Annotated in this window: 15 protein-coding genes; 6 read left to right on the top strand and 9 right to left on the bottom strand. The window is 72.7% G+C overall.

The window, feature by feature from the left end; all coding sequences use genetic code 11:
• Nucleotides 1-8: 8 nt before the first annotated feature.
• Nucleotides 9-689, top strand: a complete 681-nt coding sequence (gene cofC, locus V2S66_RS22045; protein ID WP_330797649.1) for a 2-phospho-L-lactate guanylyltransferase — start codon at nucleotides 9-11, stop codon at nucleotides 687-689.
• A gap of 52 nt (nucleotides 690-741) precedes the next feature.
• A complete protein-coding gene (locus V2S66_RS22040; protein ID WP_330797643.1) occupies nucleotides 742-2,364 on the top strand; it encodes an SDR family NAD(P)-dependent oxidoreductase in 1,623 nt (540 codons plus the stop codon).
• 99 nt (nucleotides 2,365-2,463) lie between these two features.
• Here V2S66_RS22040 and V2S66_RS22035 read toward each other — a convergent pair whose 3' ends face one another.
• Nucleotides 2,464-3,591 carry a LacI family DNA-binding transcriptional regulator gene (locus tag V2S66_RS22035; protein ID WP_330797642.1) on the bottom strand — a complete coding sequence of 376 codons (1,128 nt, stop codon included), beginning with the start codon at nucleotides 3,589-3,591 and terminating at the stop codon, nucleotides 2,464-2,466.
• A 104-nt stretch (nucleotides 3,592-3,695) separates the two neighbouring features.
• Nucleotides 3,696-5,165, bottom strand: coding sequence for a serine hydrolase domain-containing protein (locus tag V2S66_RS22030; protein ID WP_330797641.1), 1,470 nt, complete (start codon nucleotides 5,163-5,165; stop codon nucleotides 3,696-3,698).
• Between the two features lie 162 nt (nucleotides 5,166-5,327).
• Between V2S66_RS22030 and V2S66_RS22025 the strand changes: the two genes are divergently transcribed.
• On the top strand, nucleotides 5,328-6,317 hold the full coding sequence (locus V2S66_RS22025; RefSeq protein ID WP_330797640.1) for a DUF1702 family protein: 990 nt from the start codon (nucleotides 5,328-5,330) through the stop codon (nucleotides 6,315-6,317).
• 7 nt (nucleotides 6,318-6,324) lie between these two features.
• Nucleotides 6,325-6,798, top strand: coding sequence for a TetR/AcrR family transcriptional regulator (locus V2S66_RS22020; RefSeq protein WP_330797639.1), 474 nt, complete (start codon nucleotides 6,325-6,327; stop codon nucleotides 6,796-6,798).
• Here V2S66_RS22020 and V2S66_RS22015 read toward each other — a convergent pair.
• Nucleotides 6,781-8,145: an MFS transporter gene (locus V2S66_RS22015; RefSeq protein ID WP_330797638.1), complete on the bottom strand. Its 1,365-nt coding sequence runs from the start codon at nucleotides 8,143-8,145 to the stop codon at nucleotides 6,781-6,783. The genes V2S66_RS22020 and V2S66_RS22015 overlap by 18 nt on opposite strands.
• Before the next feature lie 221 nt (nucleotides 8,146-8,366).
• Here V2S66_RS22015 and V2S66_RS22010 point away from each other — a divergent pair, with 221 nt between their 5' ends.
• Entirely contained in the window at nucleotides 8,367-9,386 is a 1,020-nt protein-coding gene (locus V2S66_RS22010) for a DUF1702 family protein (protein ID WP_330797637.1), read from the top strand.
• Nucleotides 9,383-10,756, top strand: coding sequence for a cytochrome P450 (locus tag V2S66_RS22005; RefSeq protein ID WP_330797636.1), 1,374 nt, complete (start codon nucleotides 9,383-9,385; stop codon nucleotides 10,754-10,756). Before V2S66_RS22010 ends, V2S66_RS22005 begins: the two co-directional genes overlap by 4 nt.
• 82 nt (nucleotides 10,757-10,838) lie before the next feature.
• Here V2S66_RS22005 and V2S66_RS22000 read toward each other — a convergent pair whose 3' ends face one another.
• From V2S66_RS22000 to V2S66_RS21975, 6 genes are all read right to left on the bottom strand, one after another.
• A complete protein-coding gene (locus V2S66_RS22000; RefSeq protein ID WP_330797635.1) occupies nucleotides 10,839-11,408 on the bottom strand; it encodes a flavin reductase family protein in 570 nt (189 codons plus the stop codon).
• Between the two features lie 4 nt (nucleotides 11,409-11,412).
• The gene (locus V2S66_RS21995) at nucleotides 11,413-11,910 is read right to left on the bottom strand and encodes an acyl-CoA thioesterase (protein ID WP_330797634.1); all 498 of its coding nucleotides are present in this window, start codon (nucleotides 11,908-11,910) and stop codon (nucleotides 11,413-11,415) included.
• The gene (locus V2S66_RS21990) at nucleotides 11,910-17,732 is read right to left on the bottom strand and encodes a type I polyketide synthase (RefSeq protein WP_330797633.1); all 5,823 of its coding nucleotides are present in this window, start codon (nucleotides 17,730-17,732) and stop codon (nucleotides 11,910-11,912) included. The genes V2S66_RS21995 and V2S66_RS21990 overlap by 1 nt, the downstream gene beginning before the upstream one ends.
• Nucleotides 17,729-18,748 (bottom strand): enediyne biosynthesis protein, encoded by a 1,020-nt coding sequence (locus V2S66_RS21985; protein ID WP_330797632.1) that lies wholly within the window; start codon nucleotides 18,746-18,748, stop codon nucleotides 17,729-17,731. The genes V2S66_RS21990 and V2S66_RS21985 overlap by 4 nt, the downstream gene beginning before the upstream one ends.
• Nucleotides 18,748-20,751 carry a CRTAC1 family protein gene (locus V2S66_RS21980; RefSeq protein WP_330797631.1) on the bottom strand — a complete coding sequence of 668 codons (2,004 nt, stop codon included), beginning with the start codon at nucleotides 20,749-20,751 and terminating at the stop codon, nucleotides 18,748-18,750. Before V2S66_RS21980 ends, V2S66_RS21985 begins: the two co-directional genes overlap by 1 nt.
• 112 nt (nucleotides 20,752-20,863) lie before the next feature.
• Nucleotides 20,864-21,661: a TIGR03084 family metal-binding protein gene (locus V2S66_RS21975; protein WP_330797630.1), complete on the bottom strand. Its 798-nt coding sequence runs from the start codon at nucleotides 21,659-21,661 to the stop codon at nucleotides 20,864-20,866.
• Nucleotides 21,662-22,223 lie beyond the last annotated feature (562 nt).

Here is a 22,223-nt window from a genome sequence, read left to right as displayed (position 1 = left end):
GGCGGGTCATGAGCGTGCCGTGGACCGTGGTGCTGCCGGTCAAGCCGTTCGCGGTGGGCAAGTCCCGGCTGGCGCTGTGGGCCGGGACCCGGCGGGCGGCGCTGGCCGGGGCGTTCTACGCGGACACGCTGGACGCCGTGCTGGCCGCGGCCACCGTGGGGCTGGTGGTCGTGGTGACCGACGAGCCGCTGGCCGCCGCGCGGGCGGCGGCCAGCGGTGCGCTCCCGCTGGCCGACCGGCCGCGGTCCGGCCTGAACGCCGCCGCCCTGCACGGCGCCTCCTACGCCCGCGCGCTCGCCCCGGCCGCCCCGGTCGCCGTGCTGGCGGCCGACCTGCCCGCGCTGCGCCCCGCGGAGCTGGACCGGGTGCTGACCTCGGCGGCCCGCCACCCGCGGGCCTTCCTGGCCGACCACACGGGCCGCGGCACCACCGTGCTGACCGCGGCGGCCGGGCAGCCGCTGCGCCCGGCCTTCGAGGGGCCCTCGCAGCGCAACCACCGGCTCGGCGGCGCCCAGGAGCTCGCGGGCGTGCACGCGCCCAGCGTCCGGCTGGACGTCGACACCGTGGACGACCTGCGGCTCGCCGAGCAGCTCGGCCTCGGGCCGCACACCGACCGGGCGCTGAGCGTGCCGGGCCCGGGTGTGCGGACCCCGACCGCACCGGCCGGGTTTGGAGGAGCCGACCGCTGAAACGTAAAGTCGGCGCGATACCCGGGGGCGCGACGAAGAGAGCAGCAACGGCATGACGGCGACGACGCAGGACTTTCACGACCCCGCGGCGGCGGATGCCTCCACCACGGACGGCCTCGATCCCGAGGTCGCCGCGGGCCTCGATCCCGGCCTCGACCAGGGCCTCGATCCGGGCCTCGACGACGGCCTGGACGAGCAGGCGGCACCCGCGGCGGACCTCGCCGCGGGTGCCGGCGCCGAGGCCGGTCCCGGCGTGGACCCCGACCGGCTGGCCGTCTGCCTGTCCGTGCTGGCCGAGCTGGACCTGCTGCCGGTCGACCACCCGGACGCCATCGCGGTGCGCCGCGCGACCGCCGGGATCTACCGGACCGTGAAGCAGCGCCGCCGCCAGGAGCGGCGTGCGGCCAAGACCGCCAACGACAAGGCCGTCACCGAGGCCACCGCGACCGGCGCCGCCGACCGCATCGACGACGAGACGCTCGGCATCCAGCTCACCGCCACGGTCAGCACGGAGATCGCCGGCATTCTCCAGCGGCCCCGCTCCTGCTACGTGTGCAAGACCCGGTACACCGAGGTGGACGCCTTCTACCACCAGCTGTGCCCGTCCTGCGCGGCCGAGAACCGGGCCAGGCGCGACGCCCGCACCGACCTCACCGGGCGGCGTGCGCTGCTCACCGGCGGCCGCGCCAAGATCGGCATGTACATCGCGCTGCGGCTGCTGCGTGACGGCGCGCACACCACCGTGACCACGCGCTTCCCGAACGACGCGATCCGGCGCTTCAAGGCGATGCCGGACAGCGCGGACTGGATCCACCGGCTGAAGATCGTCGGGATAGACCTGCGGGACCCGGCGCAGGTGGTGGCGCTGGCCGACTCCGTGGCCGCCGAGGGACCGCTCGACATCCTGATCAACAACGCCGCGCAGACCGTGCGGCGCTCGCCGCGGGCGTACAGCGAACTGATCGCCGCCGAGGCGGCGCCGCTGCCGGCCGGGGAGCTGCCCGCGTCCGAGGTGTTCGGGGCGTTCGGGTCGGGCGCGCAGACGGCCGCCGCCCTGCCGTCGCCGCGCCGCGAGGCGCTCACCGCGCAGGACGTCACGGAGCTGGCGCTGGTCAGCGGGTCCGCGTCGCTCGCCAGGATCGAGGCGGGCACCGCCATCGACGCCGGCGGCCTCGTCCCCGACCTCGACCCCAGCAACACCTGGGTGCAGACGGTCGGCGAGGTCGACCCGATCGAGCTGCTCGAAGTGCAGCTGTGCAATGTGACGGCGCCGTTCGTCCTGGTCAGCAGGTTGCGCCCGGCGATGGCCGCGGCGGCCGCACGCCGCAAGTACGTCGTCAACGTCTCCGCCATGGAGGGGCAGTTCAGCCGCGGCTACAAGGGCCCCGGCCACCCGCACACCAACATGGCCAAGGCCGCGCTGAACATGCTCACCCGCACCAGCGCGCAGGAGATGCTCGAGACCGACGGCATCCTGATGACCGCGGTCGACACCGGGTGGATCACCGACGAGCGCCCGCACCCCGACAAGGTCAGGCTCGCCGCGGAGGGCTTCCACGCCCCGCTCGACCTCGTCGACGGCGCGGCACGCGTCTACGACCCGATCGTCCGCGGCGAGAGCGGCGAGGACCTCTTCGGCTGCTTCCTGAAGGACTACGCACCGTCCCCCTGGTGAGGCGTCCCGGGCGCGAGCCCGGTCCCCAGCGGCGCGGGACCCCGCCGGGGCGGCGACCCCGCCGGGACCGCCCCCGCCGGGGCGGCAGTGGGCCGCGGCTCAGCGCGGCGCACACGTGCTGTCGCGCACGACCAGCTCGCTCGCGACCTCCACGCGCGTGCTCTCCGGGCGCTCGCCCGCCAGCATCCGCAGGACCATACGGGCGGCGAGCCCGGCCATCTCCGGCAGCGGAGTGCGGACGGTGGTCAGCCGCGGCGTGACCCAGTCCGCGAAGTCGAGGTCGTCGAAGCCGACGACGCTGAGGTCGTGCGGCACGCGCAGCCCGAGGGCCGCCGCGGCGCGGTAGGTGCTGAGCGCCTGCTGGTCGCTGCCGGCGAAGATCGCGGTGGGCGGCTCGGGCAGCCGCAGCAGGTCGAGGGCGTGGCGGTGGGCGGGTTCGTGGGTGAAGTCCCCGTAGCGGACGAGCGCGGGGTCGAAGGGCAGGCCGGCCTCGTCGAGCGCGGACCGGTAGCCGTCCACCCGGGCGCGGGACGACAGCCGGTGCGGCGGCCCGCCGATGACCGCGATCCTGCGGTGGCCCAGCCGGACCAGATGCCGGGTCGCGGCCAGGCCGCCGGGCCAGTTCGTCGCGCCGACCCACGGCACCCCGGGCGGCGGCTCCTCGACCGGCGCGATCAGGGCGTAGGGGATGCCGAGCCGCCGCAGCTCCTCGTGCTCGCCGTCGGTCAGCTCGGGCACCACGAGGATCGCACCGCGGGTGCCGCGGCCGGCCAGCGAGTCGAGCCAGCGCGCGGCGTGCCGCTCGCGGCCGCGCGCCGCCGAGACGACCATGCCCATGCCGACCTCGTGCAGCGCGTCCTCCGCGCCGCGGATCAGCGCGACCGCCCAGGGGCCGTCCAGCTCGTTGATGACGAAGTCGATCAGGCCGCCGGGGGCGAGCGCGGTGGGCGTGGGCCGGCGCCGGGCGAGGTAGCCGTGCTGCTCCAGCAGCCGCTGCACCTTGGCCCGGGTCCTGGCCGCCACATCGGAGCGGCCGTGCAGCACCTTGGAGACGGTCGGCACGGAGACGCCGGCCTGCCGGGCGATCTCCGCGAGCGTGGGACTGCCGGACGCCCCGGCGGGTGTTCTCGCCGCCCTGGCCGGCGGCTGCGCGGCCGGTGGGTCCGCGCCGCCGCCCGCTCGGGCGCCGTCGTCCGCGCCCGGGGTCGGCCGACCGTTCTGCGCCATGCCCGCTGCCCTCCGCCCGCCGGCGGATCGTCCGCGCCGCCCGGGGCGCAACGTATCGCGAACGGCCGCCGGCTGACGACCGGCCCGCGGGCCGGGGCCGGACGTCAGGGCCGGGGCGCGTGGTGCGTGAGCAGCCGGCCGCGCCGCAGCGGGGGGTTGCTCCAGCGGGCGGTGAGCGTCCCGGTGGCGCGCGAGCAGGTGACGACCAGGTGGTGCGGCGTCTCCAGGAACGCGATGTCGGCGACCAGGGTGTCCTGATCGGTCCACCCCGCGCTCACCGCCGTGGCGGGCCGCTCCCCGCCGCCCTCGTCGACGCTCCAGCCGGCCCCGCCGAACCGCAGGTCCAGCTGCCGCCCGGCCTCCGTCAGGGTCAGCGTCCAGCCGCCGCCCGCTGCGTCGGCGGTGACGGCCGCGCCGGTCAGCTTGGGCCGGTCGGGGTCGGCGTCCCCGCCCGCGCGGGTGAACTCCGCCGCCGACCAGGCCGCGGCGTCGCCGGGCGGCGCGGGGCTGGCGGACAGCGGCGGCACCTGGAGGGCGGCGAGGCGCAGCCGCAGCCGCTCGTCCGCCGCGGCCGCCACGCCCTCCGGGGCGGCGGCGCCGAACGCGGGCAGCAGGTGCCGCCACACCAGGTCGAGCACCTCCTGCATGCCCTTCGTCTCCGAGGCGAGCGCGACCACCGCGTCCTGCTCGGGCAGCACCAGCATGTACTGCCCGTACGCGCCGTCGCCGCGGTAGCCGTGCCGGGACATCCAGAACTGGAAGCCGTAGCCCTGCTGCCAGTCCGGCGCGGCATCGCGGGAGGCGTCGTCGGCGTTCGAGACCTGCGGGCGGGTCGCCTCGGCCACCCAGGAGGCGGGCAGCAGGCGCCGCCCCTCCCAGACGCCGTCCCGCAGGTACAGCTGCCCGAGCCTGGCCACCGCGTCCGTGGTGGTGTAGAGCCCGCTGAACGCCAGGTCGCGGCCGGGCGGGAACTGCTCCCAGTGCGCCTCGGCGATGCCCAGCGGGCCGTACAGCCGGGACCGCAGCCAGTCGGTGAGCCGCTGCCCGGTCACCCGCTGCACGATCGCGGCGAGGGTGTACGTGGCGGGCTGGTTGTACGCGAAGACGGTGCCCGGCTCGCGGTCCGGCGGCAGCAGCAGGAAGCCGCGCACCAGGTTCTCCCGGTCCACCGCGAGCGCCCGCTCGAAGGTATCGGCCACGTGCCCGCTGGCCATCGCCGCCACATGCCGGACCAGGAGCGCCCGGCTGCGCGGATCGGTGACCTCGCCGTCCAGCTCGGGGAAGTAGCGCAGCACCGGGGCGTCCAGGTCGACCAGGCCGTCGCCGACGGCCAGGCCGGCGGCGGTCGTGGTGAAGCTCTTGCTCAGCGAGTAGACCAGCTGCGGCCGGGCGGGTGCGTACGGCGCCCACCAGCCCTCGGCGATCAGCCGGCCGTGGCGCAGGATCATCAGGCTGTGCGGTTCGACGCCGGGCGCGGCCTCCAGCGCGTCGAGGAGGGCGAGGACGCCGTCGGCGTCGACGCCCTCGGCGGACGGCGTGCTGCGCGGCAGGGGCCGCCCGGCGTGGCTGGTCATGCGGGTCCTCCGGAGGATCGGCAGGGGTCCAGTGGAATCGCGGTGACCCGCCGGAGTCAACCCGCCGACGCCCGGCCGGACTCGGCAATCCGGAAGAGGTGGTGAGGCCGCCCCGATCACGACGATGGGGAGGCAACCCGGGCAACCCTCTGGAGGAGACCGATGTCGACTGTGTTCGGTTCGCTGCGGCGCCTCGCGATGGCGCCGTCGCTGGAGGACGTGACGTTCGTCCGGCGGGGCTTCCCTGTCGAGCCGTCCGCGGTCACCGAGGCACTGGAATCCATTCCCCAGTCGGTGATCTGCGGATTCGAGTGGGCCATCGACTCCCGCGACCAGTGGGAGATCGAACGCCGGCTCGCCCTGGTGGAGCCCGTCATGCGCGGCTTCGCCTACGAGGGCGCGACGATGGCACTCACCATCCGCGACGTCATGCACGGGGCGCGTACCCGGGAGTTCCTGCTCGGGCCGGGCCAGCGGCACATCTTCCTGACCTACATCGGCATCGGCTTCGCGATGGCCCGTTTGCCGCGCCGCATGTGGCGAAAGGTGCTGCCCGACCTGAGCGGGTCCCCGTACTTCCCGACCATGAGCTGGCTGGCGGTCGACGGCTACGGTTTCGACCGGGCCTACTTCGACGTCAAGCGCTGGGTCGACCAGCAGTTCGTGCCGGCTCCCTACGCGTGGGCCGGCGACCCCGACTACTTCCTGCGCGCCGTCGACCAGGGCATCGGCCGGGCGCTGTGGTTCATCCACGGCGCCGACTGCCCGGCCGTCGCGGCGCGGGTGGAGGGCTTCGCCGAGCACCGCAAGCGCGACCTGTGGAGCGGTGTCGGCCTGGCCGCGACCTTCGCCGGCGGCGCGGGCCCCGCGGAGCTGGCCGGACTGGTCAAGCTCGCCGGCGAGTTCGGTCCCGAGCTGGCGCTCGGCGCGACCTTCGCGGTCAAGGCACGCGACTACGCGGGGCACATGCCCGCGCACAGCGCCGCGTCCGGCGAGGCGCTGACCGGCGGTCTGGGCGTCAAGGAGACGGTGGAGCTGGCCGACCGCACCGAGGACGCCGCGCTCGACGGCACGGGGGTGCCCGCGTACGAGCTGTGGCGGCAGGCGATTCGCGCGCACTTCGCCGGGGCGGCCGCGCCGGTCGCGGACTGACCGCGCGGTGAAGGCGGATGAGCGGCGCGCACTGGTGGTGCGCGCCGCGCTCGTCGAATTCGGCCAGCGGGGCTACGAGGCCACGTCCACCGTGGCGATAGCCGACCGGGTCGGCGTGTCCCAGCCCTATCTCTTCCGGCTGTTCAAGACCAAGCGCAAGCTGTTCGAGGAGACCGCGGAGTGGGCTCTTCTCGAATTGTGCCGACTTTTCCGCGAGGTGGGTCGAGAATGCGCCACGCATTCGGCCGGCGAGTTCGCCGAGGCGTTCGCGAAGCCGTCCGCTGCGCGCCGTGACCTGATGCGTTTCGAACTCGCCCTGTGCGCGGCGGCGGGCGACCCCGGTTTCGCCGAGGTGGCCCGCCGCCATTTCGCCTCCCTGTGGACGGAGGCGGCCCGCGCGGCCGGCGCCCCCGAACACGAACTGCAGGAGTTCTTCGCCGGCCTGTCGCTGATGATCGTCAGGTCACTGCTTGACGAGTGACGCGGAGTCCTGTGCGATCCCGCCGTCGCCGACCGGCTGCGGCCGGCGTACCGCCAGCGCAGCGCCCGCCGCCAGCACGCTCGCCGCCGCCAGGCCCTGCCATCCGTGGTGGTAGCCGTCGACCGTGGCGCTCACCGAGTGGGGCGTGCCGAGGATGCCGACGAGGACCGCGACGCCCAGCACCGAGCCGAGTTGGCGGGCCATGGTGAGGATGCCGGAGCCGGTGGCGAAGCGCTGCGGCGGCAGGGCGATCGCTCCCGCGGCGGTCAGCGTGGGCAGCGTCAGCCCGACGCCGACGCCGCCGATCAGGAAGCCGGGCAGCAGGTCGCTCGCGTAGTGGTGGGCGGCGCCGGCGTTCAGCGACCAGTACAGCACCCCGGAGCCGAAGACGAGGTTGCCCACCGCGGAGACCGGGCCGGCGCCGAACCGTTTGATCAGCGCCCCGGAGGCGGCCGCCAGCGGCGGCACCATCAGCGGTCCCGGCGCCATCGCCAGGCCGGTGCGCAGCGCCGAGTAGCCCCAGACGTTCTGCAGCCACAGCGCGGAGGACAGGATCATGCCGGCGAAGGCCAGCGCGAACAGCAGGGTCGCCAGACTCGCGGTGCTGAACCGGGAGATGCGCAGGATCGCCATCTCCACCATCGGCGCCGGGTGGCGCCGGGACTGCGCCAGGAAGGCCACCAGCAGCACGCCCGTGGCCGCGAAGCTGCCGACCACCCGCCCGCTGCTCCAGCCCCAGTCGTTGCCCTGCACCAGGCCGAGGGAGAGCGCGCCGACGGCGAAGGTGAGCAGTGCGGCGCCGAGCAGGTCGGGGCCGGGGCCGGAGGCGTCGGGCTTGAGCCGGGGCAGCACCCGGAAGCCGACCGCCAGCGCCAGGACGCCGATCGGCACGTTGATGACGAACACCCAGCGCCAGCTGGCCTGCACGAGCAGGCCGCCGAGCACCGGGCCGAGGGCCGCGGCGACCGCGCCGACCGCGCTCCACGCCCGCACCATCGCGGGCCGCTTGGCCGCCGGGGTGACGGCGAGCATCAGCGCGAGCGAGGTCGGCAGCAGGACCGCCGCGCCGGCCGCCTGGGCGACCCGTGCGGCGACCAGCACCGGCACGTTGCCCGCGGCGGCGCACAGCGCGGAGCCGACGGTGAACAGGCCGAGGCCCAGCAGGAATCCGGACCGCTGGCCGTGCCGGTCGGCGAGCCGGCCCGCGACCACCAGCAGCGAGGCGAAGACGATGGCGTACGCGTTGAGGATCCAGGACAGCGAGCCGAGCGAGGCGCCGTGGAAATCCCGTCCGACGTCCGGGAGCGCCACGTTCACGACGAAGAGGTCGACATTGGACACGAACACGGCCACGAACACCGTGGCCAGTACGGCAACCGAGTGATTCGGCCTTGCCGTATTCGTATTTCCCGTGGGTACCATGGAACTCAGGCTAGCGGCAGGGTAATTGGAAACTCAATCACGCCCTTGTCCTCTGCTCGGCAATTTGGGAGTAGTGTCCGGGCGGCTTCAACTGGGACCATTATGTGGGGAATTGTTTCCCTTGTGCCACCGAGGAGGAGGCGAACGTGACCAGTGCACTGCGCAGCTTGAGGCGGCGCATATTGACTCCGGCGGATTCTCAGACATCCAGTGCCGTCCGCGGATTCAACGAGAAGACCCCGGAGTCGACCGAACTGCTCGAAACGGTCGGCAAGATGTTCCTGCGCGGGTACGCATACGCCGTGGAGTGCGGCGTGCCGGCCGAGGCGGAGGAGAACCTGGAGCAGCTCCCTGACCGCTTCCGCGGCTTCGCCTACGAGGGCGCGGGGATGGGCTTCGCCATGCGCGACGGCCTGCCCGGCGGCCGCCACGACTTCGTCGAGCGGTTCGTGCAGGGCCGCGGTGGCGACCACATCTACATGGTGTACGTCGGCGTGGGCTGGGCGATGGCCAGGCTGCCGCGGTTCCGCTGGCCGCTGGTCGACGTCAAGGACCCGCTGCTGCGCTGGCTGGTGCTGGACGGATACGGCTTCCACCAGGCCTACTTCAAGACCAAGAAGTACGTGCACCAGCAGTACCGCGAGGCGGCGTTCCCCTGGCCGTCCGACGGCCCGCGCTGGTACGCCGACCGCTGCATCGACCAGGGCATCGGGCGGGCCATGTGGTTCGTCGCGGGCACCGACCCGGACCTGGTCGGCGACATGATCGACGCGTTCCCCGAGGACCGCCACGGCGACCTGTGGAGCGGCGCCGGGCTCGCGATCACCTACGCGGGCGGCGTCACCGAGCAGGAGATCCTGCAGTTCAAGGAGCGCGCCGGCGTCCACCTGGCGCAGGTCGCGCAGGCCAGCACGTTCGCCGTGACCGCGCGGGTGGAGTCCGGGACCCTCGTCCCGCACAGCGACCTCGCGGCCAAGATCCTCACCGGGGTGCCCGGCCAGCAGGCCGCCGCGGTCAGCGCGGCCTCCAGGCCGACGCCGCCCTACGACAAGGAGGAGGTGCCGTCCTACGAGGTGTGGCGCACCACCATCGCCCGGCAGCTGGTGCCGGTGGACCTGGACACCGTTGAGGAATCCGGCCAGGCCGGCAAGGGAGGCCAGCGGTGAGCACTCTCACCAGCGGTCCGCCCCGCAAGGGACTCAGGCCGCCGGGCCCCGGCCGGCAGCACGCGCTGTCGCTGCTCTGGCGGATGAACAAGAACCGGATCGAGGTGATCGCGGAGGCCGCCAAGCTCTACGGCGACGCCACCCGCATCCCCCTCGGACCCAAGACGCTGTACCTCTTCAACCACCCCGACCACGCCAAGTACGTGCTGGCCGACAACCCGCTCAACTTCCACAAGGGCATCGGCCTGCAGCACGCCCGCAAGGTGATCGGCGACGGCCTGCTGACCAGTGAGGGCGACCGCTGGAAGTCCCAGCGCAAGACGATCCAGCCGGTCTTCAACGCCAAGCGGATCAACGCACAGCTCGGCGCCGTCGCCGACGAGGCCGACAACCTGGTCAAGCGGCTCCGCACGCACATCGGGCAGGGCCCGGTGGACGTCCGCTCGCTGATGACGGACCTGACCCTCGGGGTGCTCGGCCGCACCCTGCTCGCCGCCGACCTGAGCGAGTACGAGTCGCTCGGCGAGGACTTCGAGGCCGTGCAGAACCAGGCCATGTTCGAGATGATGACGCTCAACGCGGTGCCCACCTGGACGCCGCTGCCGATGCAGAACCGCTTCCGCAAGGCGCGCAGGAACCTCATGGACGTCGTCGCGCGGCTCAGCGCCGAGCGGCGCGCGCACCCCACGCCCGACGGCGACGACGTGGTGTCCCGGCTCATCCAGTCCACCGAGCGGGAGACCGACCGGGTCCGCGCGCTGGGCAGCATGCGCGACGACCTGATGACGCTGCTGCTGGCCGGCCACGAGACCACCGCCTCCACCCTCAGCTGGGCGTTCTACCTGGTCGACAAGCACCCCGAGGTCGCCGAGCGGCTGCACAAGGAGGCCGTCGAGGTGCTCGGCGACGGCCCGATGTCGCTGGCCGACCTGCACAAGCTCACGTACACCACGCAGGTCCTCGAAGAGGTCATGCGGTTGTACCCGGCGGTGTGGCTGCTGCCCAGGATCGCGCAGGAGGAGGACGAGATCGGCGGCTACCACGTGCCGGCCGGCGCGGACGTGCTGATCTGCCCGTACACCCTGCAGCGGCACCCGGACTTCTGGGAGGACCCGGACCGGTTCGACCCCGAGCGGTTCGCGCCGGGCCGCGCCTCGGGGCGGGCGCGGTACGCGTACATCCCGTTCGGCGCGGGACCGCGGTTCTGCGTCGGCAACACGCTGGGCATGATGGAGGCGACCGTCGTGCTGGCGACGGTGGCGCGGGATCTGCGGCTGTCCGCGGGCCCGCACTTCGAGGCCTTCGGCGAGCCGATGCTGACGCTGCGGATCCGCGGCGGGCTGCCGATGACGGTGAAGGCCGCCGGCTGACCGCCGCACACACCACAACGGGTGGGCCTGACCGGGATTCCCGGTCAGGCCCACCCGTCCTTTGTGGTCCTCGCCGCGCCCGTCAGGCGGCGTGCGGCAGGATGCGGTGGAAGCGGCCGCCGTGGTAGAGCAGCGCCTCGCTTCCGGTGCCGTGGCCCAGGTCGAGGACCGAGCCGAGGAAGATGGAGTGGTCGCCGCCGTCGTACACGGCGGTCAGCCGGCACTCCACCCAGGCCAGCGCGCCCGCCAGGACGGGTGCGCCGGTGCACGGCCCGGGGGACGAGTCGACCGCGGAGAACTCCTGCTCGCCGCGGGGCCGGGAGTGGCTGGCGAAGTACTTCGCCACGTGCTCCTGGTCCGAGGAGAGCACCGAGACCGCGAACACGCCCTCGGCGAGGATCGCGTCGTGGATCGCCGCCTTGCGCTCCACGCACACCAGCGCCAAGGGCGGACTGAGCGACACCGAGGTGAAGGAGTTCGCGGTCATCCCCATCGGGGTGTCACCGCTCGCCGTCACCACGGTGATGCCGGTGGCGAAGGTCCCGAAGACCGTCCTCAGGGTGTCCCGGTCGTGCTCGATCTCCTCGGCCCCGCCGGCCAGGGGCGAACCCCCGGCCGGCGCCGCACTGACGAACTCGTCAGCACTGGTCATGCGATCAGCTCCCCGTGTGGGCGGCGGCCAGGGCCTCCGACCGCCCGTTGCCCGCCGCCGCCGCGGCGGCGCCGGTGGCGTACGGGGCGAGCGCGGCGACCAGCGCCTCCGGCACCTTGGAGGGCCGGGTGTCGCTGTTCGGGCCGCGCATGCACGCCACCCGCTGCCGGCCGCGGGCGACGAGGTCCTCCGCGCCGCCCTCCCTGACCCGTACGTAGTCGAAGGCGAAGCCGATCTGGGTCTGCGTCAGGTCCTCCAGGCGCATCCGGATCGACAGCTCGTCGAAGGCGGTGATCTCCGCCAGGAACTCGCACTCGCACTTCAGGGTGAAGAGCTTGAGGTCGTCCCGGATGTCCGCCAGCACCGCCGGCGCCTTCTCCAGCAGGAACATCTCACGGCACCGGCCCTGCCACCGCAGGTAGTTGACGTAGTAGACGTTGCCGACCAGGTTGGTCTCCTCGAATCCGACGAGGTGCCGGATCTCGTAGTAGGCCTGGGGCATCACACACTCCCTTCCACACACAACGCGAACACCACCGGGTCGTCGACCGACCGCAGCGAGGTGACGAACGTGGCGACGGTGGCGTCTCCCGACCGCAGCAGCACCCAGCGGTCGTCCCGTGCGCCGCCCGCGGCGACCAGGTCGACCCGGGCGTGCCCGGTCTTGCGCAGGCACTCGATCGCGCCCCACACCCGGGTGGCGGCGATGTCCCGCGATTCACCGCTCTCCGTCGCGAGCAGACCGGCCAGCGCGGCGCCGTCGGCGCCCAGCAGACCCGTCCAGTCCTCCTCCGAGCGCTCCTTGACCGGCTCCACGTCGCACCCGGCGGGCAGCGGCCCGGCGACCGCCAGGGTCACCCCGGCCCCGTGCGAGACGGAGATCTGCGCGCTGTCGGTCTCCGGCTTGCCGTCCGGCCGGTAGCGCACCTCCACCGCGGAGCCCAGCGCGGTGCCGACGGCCGCCGCGGCGTGCCGGCGGCGCGCCGCGACACCCTCGGCCGGCTCGTCGCCGTCCTCGCGGACCCCGATCCGCAGCTCCTGCGGCAGCAGCCACTCCGAGCGGCGCTGCAGGAACGGGCCGAGCAGCGTGGGAACCCACGGCCCCGAGCCGTCCTGCTTGCGGACCGCCTGCAGCCGCAGCCCCACCCAGCGCTCGAGCAGAGCGCCGTCGGAGTCACGGATGTCGAGGTCGTACAGGTACGTGTCGCCGTCCCGCGAACGCTCGGTGGCGTGCAGCACGACCTGCTCCAGCTGCCCCGCGGCCGTCGGGTCGGCCAGTTCCAGCCGCTCGATGCCGGCCGGCAGCAGGGTGGCGTCCGGCACGCAGCACTGCAGCGAGTGCATCATCGCGTCCCGGGTGCCGGGGTCGGCGAGCACCAGCTCACCGGGGTGGAAGGAGCCGAACCACGGGGCCCGCGCGACGTTGGAGATCTCCGCCACACACCCCTTGGCCTGCAACTGCCGGTAGCCCGACAGCCGCTGGAACCTGCCGCCCTGGAAGAGCACAGGACCGTACAGCTCGGCCATCGGGTCGAGCGGCAGCACCGGCGTGGTCTCCACGTCGGCCGACGGTCCCTCCGGACGCGCCGTGTAGTCCAGCACGGCGCTGAAGTGGTCCGCCTGGAAGCCGGTCTCGCTGCTGCGGATGACCACCCGCACGGTCTGCTCGTCGTCGGCGAGCGCGGCGATCCTGATCGTCGTGCTGCCCTCGACGGGCACCACGATCGGCCGCAGGAACTCCACGTCGCGCAGGCTCGGCGCCTCCTTCCTGCCGGTCAGTGCGCCGGCCGTCTGCACCATGGCCTCCATGCCCAGCACGGCGGGGAAGAGCAGGTCCCCGTCGAGCAGGTGGTCGGCCAGGTACGGGTCGTCCTGCGCGGTCAGGTGCGCGTCCACCACGAGTTCGACCCCGGGGTAGTGCACCTGGACCCGCTCCAGGAAGCGCAGGAGCGGCAGCTCCCGCTCCGGCAGCGTCAGCGTCGGCAGCCCCTCGGCCCGGCCCATCACGACGACCGAGGTCGGCGCGTGCGGGTCGGCGAGCAGCTGGTTGAGCACCGCGATGCCGTCGGCCGGCGAGATCGGCGCGATGCCGTCGCGCATCAGCGACTCCAGCACGCCGAGCCGCTCGCCCATGCCGGCGCCCGACCACACCGACCACTCCAGGGCCAGGCAGCGGGTGTCGGGGTAGCGCTCCTGCAGCCGGTGGGTCAGATCGGTCAGCCAGTCGTTGGCGGTGGCGTAGTCGCCCTCGCCGCGCAGGCCGGCCCGGCCGATGATGCTGGCGAAGGTCACCAGCAGCTTCAGCTCGGCAGGGTCGGTGGCGGCGAGCACCGCCTCCAGCCCGGCGATCTTCGGGGCCAGGGTGCGCCGGAACGAGGACTCGTCCAGGCTCGCCAGCCCCTGCGGCTCGTTGCGGCCGGAGCCGTGCAGCACCGCGGTGATCGGGCCGAGCGCCTCACGGGCCGCGCCGACCGCGGCCTTGACCTCGTCCGCGTTGGTCACGTCGGCCCGCAGGTACTCGAAGGAGACCCCGGCCGCCCGCATCCGCTCCAGGTTCATGGCCAGTTCCGGGTCGCGCGCCGGGTCGGAGCGGCCCAGCAGCGCGAGCGCCGCGCCGGTGTCCTGGGCCAGCGACAGGGCGCACTCCGCGGTGATGCCCTTGCCGCCGCCGGTGACGAGCAGCACGTCCGTGCTGTCCAGCGGCAGCGGCCCGGTCTCGTTGACCGGCGGCAGCGGGCGCAGCACCGGCACATGACGCTCACCGGCACCGTCGTAGAACACCTCGCTGAAGCCGACGGTGCCCGCCACGTCCGCGACGACGTCCGCCGACACCTGCCGCAGCCGTTCCGGCGACAGGTCGCCGGCCAGCGGCAGCGAGACGATGGTCGTCGCCACACCGGGGTTCTCCAGGTGCAGGGTCTTGGCCAGTCCGGCCGCGCCCCGCCGGGAGCCCACCGTCACGAACCGCGCGCCGGGCGTGGCCAGGACCGCGCGCACCGCGGAGAGCATCAGCGGCGTGTGCTCCTCGTCGGTGTCCTCCGGCAGCGCCAGCAGCACGCCGTCGCCGAGCTGCGCCCGGCTCAGCTCCGCCAGCAGCGGCTCCGCGAGCGGGTGCCGCTCGGAGGCGAACAGCTGCCAGCTGCCGGAGGCGGAACCCAGCGCGGGCCCGACGGCCGCGGGGACCCGGTCCACCGCGAACGCCCGCACCCACGGGCCCACGCCCGGAGCGGTCAGCTGCACGGCGCTGTCCTGCGCCGTCTCCGTCGCGGCCAGCTCGTCCAGCATCGCGGCGAGTTCCGCGAGGGTGGACGTGGCCATGGCGGAGGTCGCCAGCGGCGCGGTCACCCCCATCTCACGCGAGGTCTGGGCGAGGATCTGGCCGACCGTGATCGAGCTGAGGTGCAGCTCGTCGATCGCGTTGCTCTCGGGACGCACCGCCTCCAGCGGGAGTTCGGCGCGCTCCGCGGCGAGCCGCAGCAGCATCTCCAGGGTGCTCTCACCGGTCTGGGAGCCGGCCGTGGCCTGCTCCGGCGCCGGCTCGGCGGCGACCTGCTTGCGGGCCGGCGCCGACGTCGCCGCGGCGAGGAAGTCGCCCTCGGGCGCCGACTCCGCGGGGCTGGCCAGGAAGCTGAACTCCTTGTCCAGCGGCAGCGGCCGGGTGAACCGGTCGGCGAACAGCGCCTCGGTGCGCACCGGCGCGCCGAGCGCGTACGCCGCCGCCACCGCCTGCAGGGTGCCCTGCAGCGACGGGCTGTCGGTCTCCAGCGAGACCGTCGGGATGTCGGGGCAGATCTCCCCGGCGAGCCCGCGCAGGATCCGCCCGGGGCCGACCTCGAGCAGCAGGTCGACGTCCGTGGCCAGCTCCTCCAGCGCCTCGGCGAACCGCACCGGCTTGAGGACCTGCTGCTCCAGCAGCTCCCGCAGGTCGGTGTCGGCGGGCAGCACGCCGCCGGTCACCGTGGAGGCCACGGTGCGCTCCAGCGGCCCGAACGTCTCGCCGTCCAGGTGGCCGCGCAGCGCGGCGGCCGCCGGGGCGACGGCCTGCGAGTGGAAGGCGTGCGAGACCGCGATCCTGGACACGTCGAGCCCCGCGCCGGCCGCCTTGCGGCTGACCCGGGCGATCGCGGCCACCGGACCGGAGATCACCGTCTGCCGCGGCCCGTTGTAACCGGCGATGACCACCGGCTCCCCGGACAGCAGCGGCACGACGTCCTCCGGCGGCGCGGCGATGCCCGCCATGGTGCCGTCGCTGTCGCTCTCGGCGCTCATCGCGGCGCCCCGGACGGCGGCGGTACGCAGCAGCGTCGCCTCGTCCATCCCGCCGGCCCAGTGCAGCGCGGTCAGCTCGCCGAGGCTGTGCCCGACCGCGCCGATCGCGGTGATGCCCAGCCCGTCGAGCACCCGCAGGCCCGCGACCGAGCCGGTGGCGATCCGCGGCTGGGCCACGGCGGTGTCCACCTGGTCGCCGCCCTGCGGCAGGTCGCTGCTCTCGTACAGCTCCTCGACGGACTCGAACCGGCGGCGGATCGCACCGCCGTCGGAGCGCCGTCCGGCGCCCTGGCCCGGGAAGAGCAGGCCGATCTTCGGCGCCTTGCGGCGGCTGCCGAGGAAGATGCCCTCCCTGGAGTCCAGTGCGGAGCGCGCGCCGCCGTCGAGCAGGGTCAGCAGCCGGTCGAAGCGCTGCGCGGCCTCCTCGGGGCTGCGGGCCACCACCGCGGCGCGGACCTTGCGGCCGCCCAGCTCCTTCTGCAGCGTGGCCGCCAGGTCGCCGAGCTCGGCGAACGACAGCTGCTGGCAGAACTCCGCCAGGTGCGCGACCTGGCCGCGCAGGTCACCGGTGCTCGCCGCGTCAAGCAGCAGGACCTCCGCATCCTGGCGGGACCTGACGAGCCGGCGGGTGACCTTGCCGATCTTCTCGCGAGGCGCGCCGTCGGCGTGCTCCACCACCAGGTGGGCGTTGATGCCGCCGAAGCCCATGGACGAGATGCCCGCCCGGATCGGCGCGCCCTGCGGCCACAGCTCCGCCTTGTCCGGGACCCGCAGCGCCTTGTCCTGCGCGGTGAGCACCGGGTGGTCCTCGACGTGGCTGGTGGCCGGCGGGATCACCTGGTGGCGTACCGCCAGGATCGCCTTGATCAGGCCGGCCACGCCCGCGGCGGCCTTGGTGTGGCCGAAGTTGCCCTTCACCGTGCTGATCGCGGCCTCGACGCCGCCGGCCGCGTTCCGCTCCTCGGTGAACGCCCGCAGCTCGGTCTCGTCGCCGACCGCGGTGCCGGTGCCGTGGCCCTCGATGTAGCGCACGGTGTCGAAGCCGAACCCGGCGGCGGCGTACGCCCGCTGGATGGCCAGTCGGTGACCGCTGGCCTCGGGCCGGGTGATGCCGCCCTTGCCGTCCGAGGAGTAGCCCCAGCCGGCGATGGTGGCGTACCGGAACAGGCCGCGCGCCTTGGCGTCCTCGTCCCGCATCAGGACGAGCATGCCGCAGCCCTCGCCGGGCCAGAAGCCGTTGGAGCCCTTGTCGTAGACCTTCATCTCGCCCTTGGCGAGGGCGCCGGTCTTGGCGAAGCCGATCACCTCGAACGGGTCGATGCTCAGGTCGACGCCGCCGACGATCGCCACGTCCAGCTGGCCGCTGGACAGGGCATTGCACCCGGTGGCCACCGACAGCAGGGACGACGAGCACGCGCCGTCGACGGTGTAGCCGCCGCCCTTGAAGTCGAAGTGGTTGCAGACGCGTCCTGCGATGGTGTTGGCCAGGCCGCCGGCCAGCGAGTCCTCGTCGATCGCCGGGAAGGGGCTCTTGTAGCGCTCCTCCAGCTCCTCCATGAACTCCGCGAGCTGACCGTCGTCCCAGCCCTGCTCGCGCAGCGCGGCGCCGACGGTGCGGCGCACGTACGGCCAGCGCAGCCGCATGATGTTGGCCCGGCTGAACTCGCCGGTCAGCGAGTTGCCGATGACCACGCCGGTGTTGAAGTCGGCCAGGCCGTTCCCCTCGGGGAAGCCGGCGTCCTCCAGCGCGCGGGCGGCGGTCTCCAGCGCCAGCCAGTGGGTGAGGTCGGTGGAGCGGTAGGTGCTGCCCGCGATCCGGTGCTTCACCCGGTCGAAGGAGTAGCCCTCCAGGACCGCCGCCTTCTGGGTGTAGAAGCGGTCCGGAGCCTCCGGGTCGGGGGAGTAGTAGTCCTCGCGGCGCATCCGCACGTCCGGCAGCCGCCGGAAGGCGCGGCGGCCGGCGAGCACGTTCCGCCACAGCTCCTCGGGTCCGTCTGCGTCCGGATAGCGGCAGGCTATGCCCACCACCGCGATCCGTGTTCCCTGCTTGCTCACGCGGCCACCGCCCCCACGTTGTCACCGGACGCCACGGGTGCGGCGACCGTCTTCTTGGCCTGGGACTTCCTGTAGAAGTGGATCCCCCACCACATGAGTCCGCGGATCAGGCAGACCAGGCTGGTGGCGAAGAACAGGGTGTAGACGACGTTGAACTCCATGAGAACCGCGTACATCGTGGCGACACCCGCGCCGAAGATGAACTGGTTACGGCCCTTGGATGGTGTGGTTCCCGGGTCGGTGATCATGTAGTTGGTGAAGAGCACGAAGGCGACACCGGTCATCGGCCCCCAGGCCGAGAAGAGCGCCACGTGCCAGATGCCGTGGCGGATGGCGCCCTCGATCAGGAAGCCGCCCATCCAGCCCATGATCAGCATGACCCGCTTGGTGAGGACGCCGTTGATGACGGTGCCCGCGGTGGCGATGACGATCGGGATCATCACACGCCAGAAGGTGTTCGCCCGCTCGGTGAACTCGTACGGCGGGGCGATGCTCAGCCAGTTGCCGAAGACCAGCAGCGACAGCGTGATGCCGAAGTTCGACGGGTTCATGAAGTGCCGCATCCGGCCGTTGACCGGCGCCTGCAGCGCGTGCTTGCCGGCGACGCCGACGAAGACGCCGAAGATCACCGGCAGCAGCTGGTTGTTGGCGTACAGCAGCATGTTCACCGCGAGCGAGGTGATGTGCGCCGGCAGCAGGAACTCGTAGAGGCCGCGCATGCCGTTGCCCATGAAGCGCGGCGGGCGCTGCTGGGCCCACGAGCTGATCAGCTCGAAGGTGATCTCGATCGTGTAGCCGGAGGCCACCGCGATGAACGGCCACAGCCAGGGCTGCTCGAAGCCGAGGAGGGTGTACCCGAAGGTGTTGAAGATGGAGATGCTGATCGCGAAGTTCCGCAGCGCCAGGTAGCGGGGGTCCCGGTTCTTCTCCCGCTTCGCCTTCGGCGGTGCCGCCCCCGCGGCGTTGGACTCGGCGGGTGTACCGCCCACGGGCTGGTGCAGGACTGTGTCGGTCATCAGCTCGTCATCTCCATCTTCTGATCGCCGTGGTCCATGACCTGGGCGTGGTCGGTCAGCTCGATGCTGTGCTGGCCGGTGGCGAGGTTCAGGGTCTGGGTGTGCTCGGTGCCGCTGGCGTCGCGCCACTGGATCTTGACGTTGCTCGTGCCCATGTACATGCCGAGGCCGAACTGGACGTCGAAGCTGCGGTAGCCGCCGTGGCCGCCGCCGCCGTCGAGGCGGGACACCTGGGTGCCCTCCTTGTTGGTGACCGTGACCGTCGCGTCGTAGGCGGGCGAGCCCATGCCGGCGAGACCCTTGCCGGCGACGGCCATGTCGGCCGACGGGCGGTAGAGCTTGAGGTTCAGGTAGTCGCCCTGCTTGGCCTTGTTGGCGTAGAAGACCGGCGGGCCCCACTGGCGGGCGACGGCGAAGTCCAGCGCGCCGGTGCCGGTGGTGTCGGCGGTCGCGATCGCACGTGTCGGCGTGGGCACGGCGAGGCCGAGCGACTTGCTGATGTTCGCGAACTTGTTGTCCTTGGTGGCGGCGTAGAAGGCGAGCTGGTTGTCGCCCGCCACGTCGTCACCGGGGCCGACGTTCGGCCACATCGCCGGGTTGGACAGCAGGTCGTCGTTGGTCATGGCCATCTCCTGCAGCCACGGCCACCGGTCGATCTTGCCCTTGACGAAGCCGTCGGTCTGGATGATGTCCAGGTTGCCGCTGTTGAGGAAGTCGCCGAACTTCACGTCCCAGCACCAGCCGGTCCAGGCGACGCCGTACTGCTGCGCCTTCTGCTCGAACGGCGCCTTGCCGTCGGCCAGCTGCCTCTTCATGTCGGCCTCGTCCTTGGCCTTGTTGACGAAGAGGAAGTTGCTCTCCACCAGGCCCCAGGGCTCGTCGATGTTGCTGACCATCAGGTCGAAGTTGCCGTTGTGGTTCAGGTCGCCGAAGTCGACGCCCATCCCCTTGAAGGAGCCCTTGCCCAGCACGAAGGACTTCGGGGTCGTCGCGGACCGGGTGCCGGTGGCCTCGGTCAGCCGGATCTTGCCGGGCGTGGACTGGTTGTAGAGCAGGTGGTCGTGGCCGAAGTCGTTGGCGACGTACAGCTCGGGCAGCCCGTCACCGGTGAGGTCGGCGCCGGAGACCGCCAGCGTCCAGCCGGTCGCGATCTGGAAGTTGATCGCCTTGCTGTCCTCGACGTAGGCCGCGGTCGGCTTGTCGCCCGTGGTGCTCTTGACGAAGCGCAGCACGTGGTCGCCGCCGGCGTTCTTCGCACTGGACAGCGAGTCGTTCATGACGACGTTCTTCAGCCCGTGCGTGTCCAGGACGTCGGAGTCCGGGAAGTAGTTGCCCACGACCACGTCCGGGTGGCCGTCACCGTCGAGGTCGCCGACGTAGATGGCGTCGGTGTTCCAGCGCGGCCCGTGGTACTTGCCGTCGGGCGAGGCGGCGGGCACCAGCTCCTGCGGCACGTACGCGGCGTTGGAGACGGTCGTGGCGCTCGCCTTGGCGAGGAACAGGATCGGCGTGCGGCCCCAGTAGCTGACCAGGATGTCCATCCGGCCGTCGCCGTTGTAGTCGCCGGGCGTGCAGTTGGTCGGCGCCATCGTGTCGTCGACCGGCACCGGCGCCGCGTTCAGCACGAACGGGGTGAACCGGTCCTGCGCCCGCGCGGTGGGCGCGTAGGTGACCACCACGTCGTTGGTGCGGGTGTCGACGATGCACAGGCTGTCGGAGATGCCGTGACCGGTCAGGTCGTTCATCGCGACGCTCGCGCCGACCGAGGAGACCCAGGTGCGGATCTTCCAGTACGCCGGGTTGACCTTGCGGACCGTGTTCATCTTCTGGTCGTTGTAGCCCGCCGGCATGGCGATGGGCATTTCCTGGAACTTGTAGTCACCGGCGACGTCGCTGCCGCTCGGTCTGGCGGCGGCCGCGTTGACGCCGAAGAACAGTGCCGTGGCGACGAGCAGCGTCGCGACTCCTGGCACGAGTCGGCGGAAGCGCTGTCGTGGTTCCATCAGGATCTCCTCATCCGTGGACCGGGTGGAATTCCGGAAGTGCTGCTGGAAGGCCGGCGCGTGCCGACTTGTCTGGTGGACCCGCCGGGGCTGGGGATCGGCCCCTGGCGGGTCAGCTGGTGGCGAACTGCCCGGGTTTGCGGCCCTCGCCGGCCGGGCCGCGGTACGCCTGGGCGATGTCGAGGTACCGCTCGGCCTCCGAGCCGGTCGCGGTGAGCGCCAGGTCGTCGCGGTGGCGGCGGCGGGTGATCAGCAGGCAGTAGTCCTCGGCGGGACCGCTGATCCGCTGCTCGGCGTCCTCGGGACCGAAGGCCCAGACGATGCCCGAGGGCGCGGTCAGCTCGAACCGGAACTCCTCTTTCGGCGGCTCGATGCTCCGTGCCAGGTAGCCGAAGTCGCGGGTGCGGGTGCCGAAGAAGGCCAGGTGGCCGATCCGGTCGCTGGGCGTGCGGCTGACGCCCAGGGCGTCACGGATGTCCTGGCCGTGCGCGTAGAGCTCCATCAGCCCGGCCGCGGCGAGCACGCCGACCGGCAGCGGGTTGACCAGCCACGGCACCACGCCGTCCTTCGGCAGCGCGGCGAGCGCCTCGTCGGCGGCCCGCTGCTCGTCCTGCCAGCGCTTGTAGACGGCCGGAATCGTGTCCGCGAGGTACTCGGCCAGCTTCGCGTCCACCGCACCCTGGAAGTCCTTGCGGCCCTCGGTGGCGACCGCCTCGAAGGTCTCGGCATCGGTGGCGGCCAGCCGCGCCATCCCGGCGATGAAGGCCAGGTGGGCGATCTGGTGGGCGACCGTCCAGCCGGGCGCCGGCGTCTGCGTCGTCCACTGCTCGTGGTTCAGATCGGCGAGCAGCGTGTCGAGTTCGGCCGCCTCCGTCGCGAGGTCGGAGTGCACGTCCTGCATTGCAGTCACGTTTCATTCCTTTCTGCTGGCCGTTGCGAGTGCTATTGAATGAGGCGCTTCAAGGCATGGCTGAACCGCGGCGCGATAGAGCGGAACCGCGCCGCCGTCTTCCGGATCCGACGGTGAATCGGCCCGGCCGGCGGGCGGCATCGTCATTTGCCTATAAGGGCAGGCGTCGAAGGCCGGTTGATCTGGTGATTGATTCTGGTGGTGGGGGAACTCGGAGTCTTCTCTGTGCTTGCTTTTGTGCCCTGGTGGGGCGGGGTGGCGCCGATCAGGACGGCTCCCGCGCCGTGGAGAGACCGCAATACGGAAGATGCGGCGGATCTTGGCTGGGCCGAAGGATGGCCTCCATGACGCGCGGATCGAACATGCTCGCGGAGCAGGGCCGCGACGAGGGGGGAAGCCGATCATGACCTTGGCCGGGGACGCAGCCGGCGACGGCCGTGCGGCGCCCCGGGGGCGGAAGGTTCGGCTCCCGTATCTCTCGGTGCCGGAGCGGTCCCGCGGCGCTCTCGACCGGTGGCCGGCCGGCCGCCCGCCGCCCCGCTCGGTACGGCCCGCTCTGTTC

This window comes from Actinacidiphila polyblastidii, assembly GCF_036353415.1.
Classification (GTDB): domain Bacteria; phylum Actinomycetota; class Actinomycetes; order Streptomycetales; family Streptomycetaceae; genus Actinacidiphila; species Actinacidiphila polyblastidii.
Note: the sequence above shows the minus strand (reverse complement) of the source record. Positions and strands in the feature narration are given on the sequence as shown.

Excerpts from the sequence above, each read along its gene's own strand:
- cofC (WP_330797649.1), top strand. The coding sequence starts at position 9 with ATGAGCGTGCCGTGGACCGTGGTGCTGCCGGTCAAGCCGTTCGCGGTG.
- V2S66_RS22040 (WP_330797643.1), top strand. The coding sequence starts at position 742 with ATGACGGCGACGACGCAGGACTTTCACGACCCCGCGGCGGCGGATGCC.
- V2S66_RS22035 (WP_330797642.1), bottom strand. The coding sequence starts at position 3,591 with ATGGCGCAGAACGGTCGGCCGACCCCGGGCGCGGACGACGGCGCCCGA.
- V2S66_RS22030 (WP_330797641.1), bottom strand. The coding sequence starts at position 5,165 with ATGACCAGCCACGCCGGGCGGCCCCTGCCGCGCAGCACGCCGTCCGCC.
- V2S66_RS22025 (WP_330797640.1), top strand. The coding sequence starts at position 5,328 with ATGTCGACTGTGTTCGGTTCGCTGCGGCGCCTCGCGATGGCGCCGTCG.
- V2S66_RS22000 (WP_330797635.1), bottom strand. The coding sequence starts at position 11,408 with ATGACCAGTGCTGACGAGTTCGTCAGTGCGGCGCCGGCCGGGGGTTCG.
- V2S66_RS21995 (WP_330797634.1), bottom strand. The coding sequence starts at position 11,910 with ATGCCCCAGGCCTACTACGAGATCCGGCACCTCGTCGGATTCGAGGAG.
- V2S66_RS21985 (WP_330797632.1), bottom strand. The coding sequence starts at position 18,748 with ATGACCGACACAGTCCTGCACCAGCCCGTGGGCGGTACACCCGCCGAG.
- V2S66_RS21980 (WP_330797631.1), bottom strand. The coding sequence starts at position 20,751 with ATGGAACCACGACAGCGCTTCCGCCGACTCGTGCCAGGAGTCGCGACG.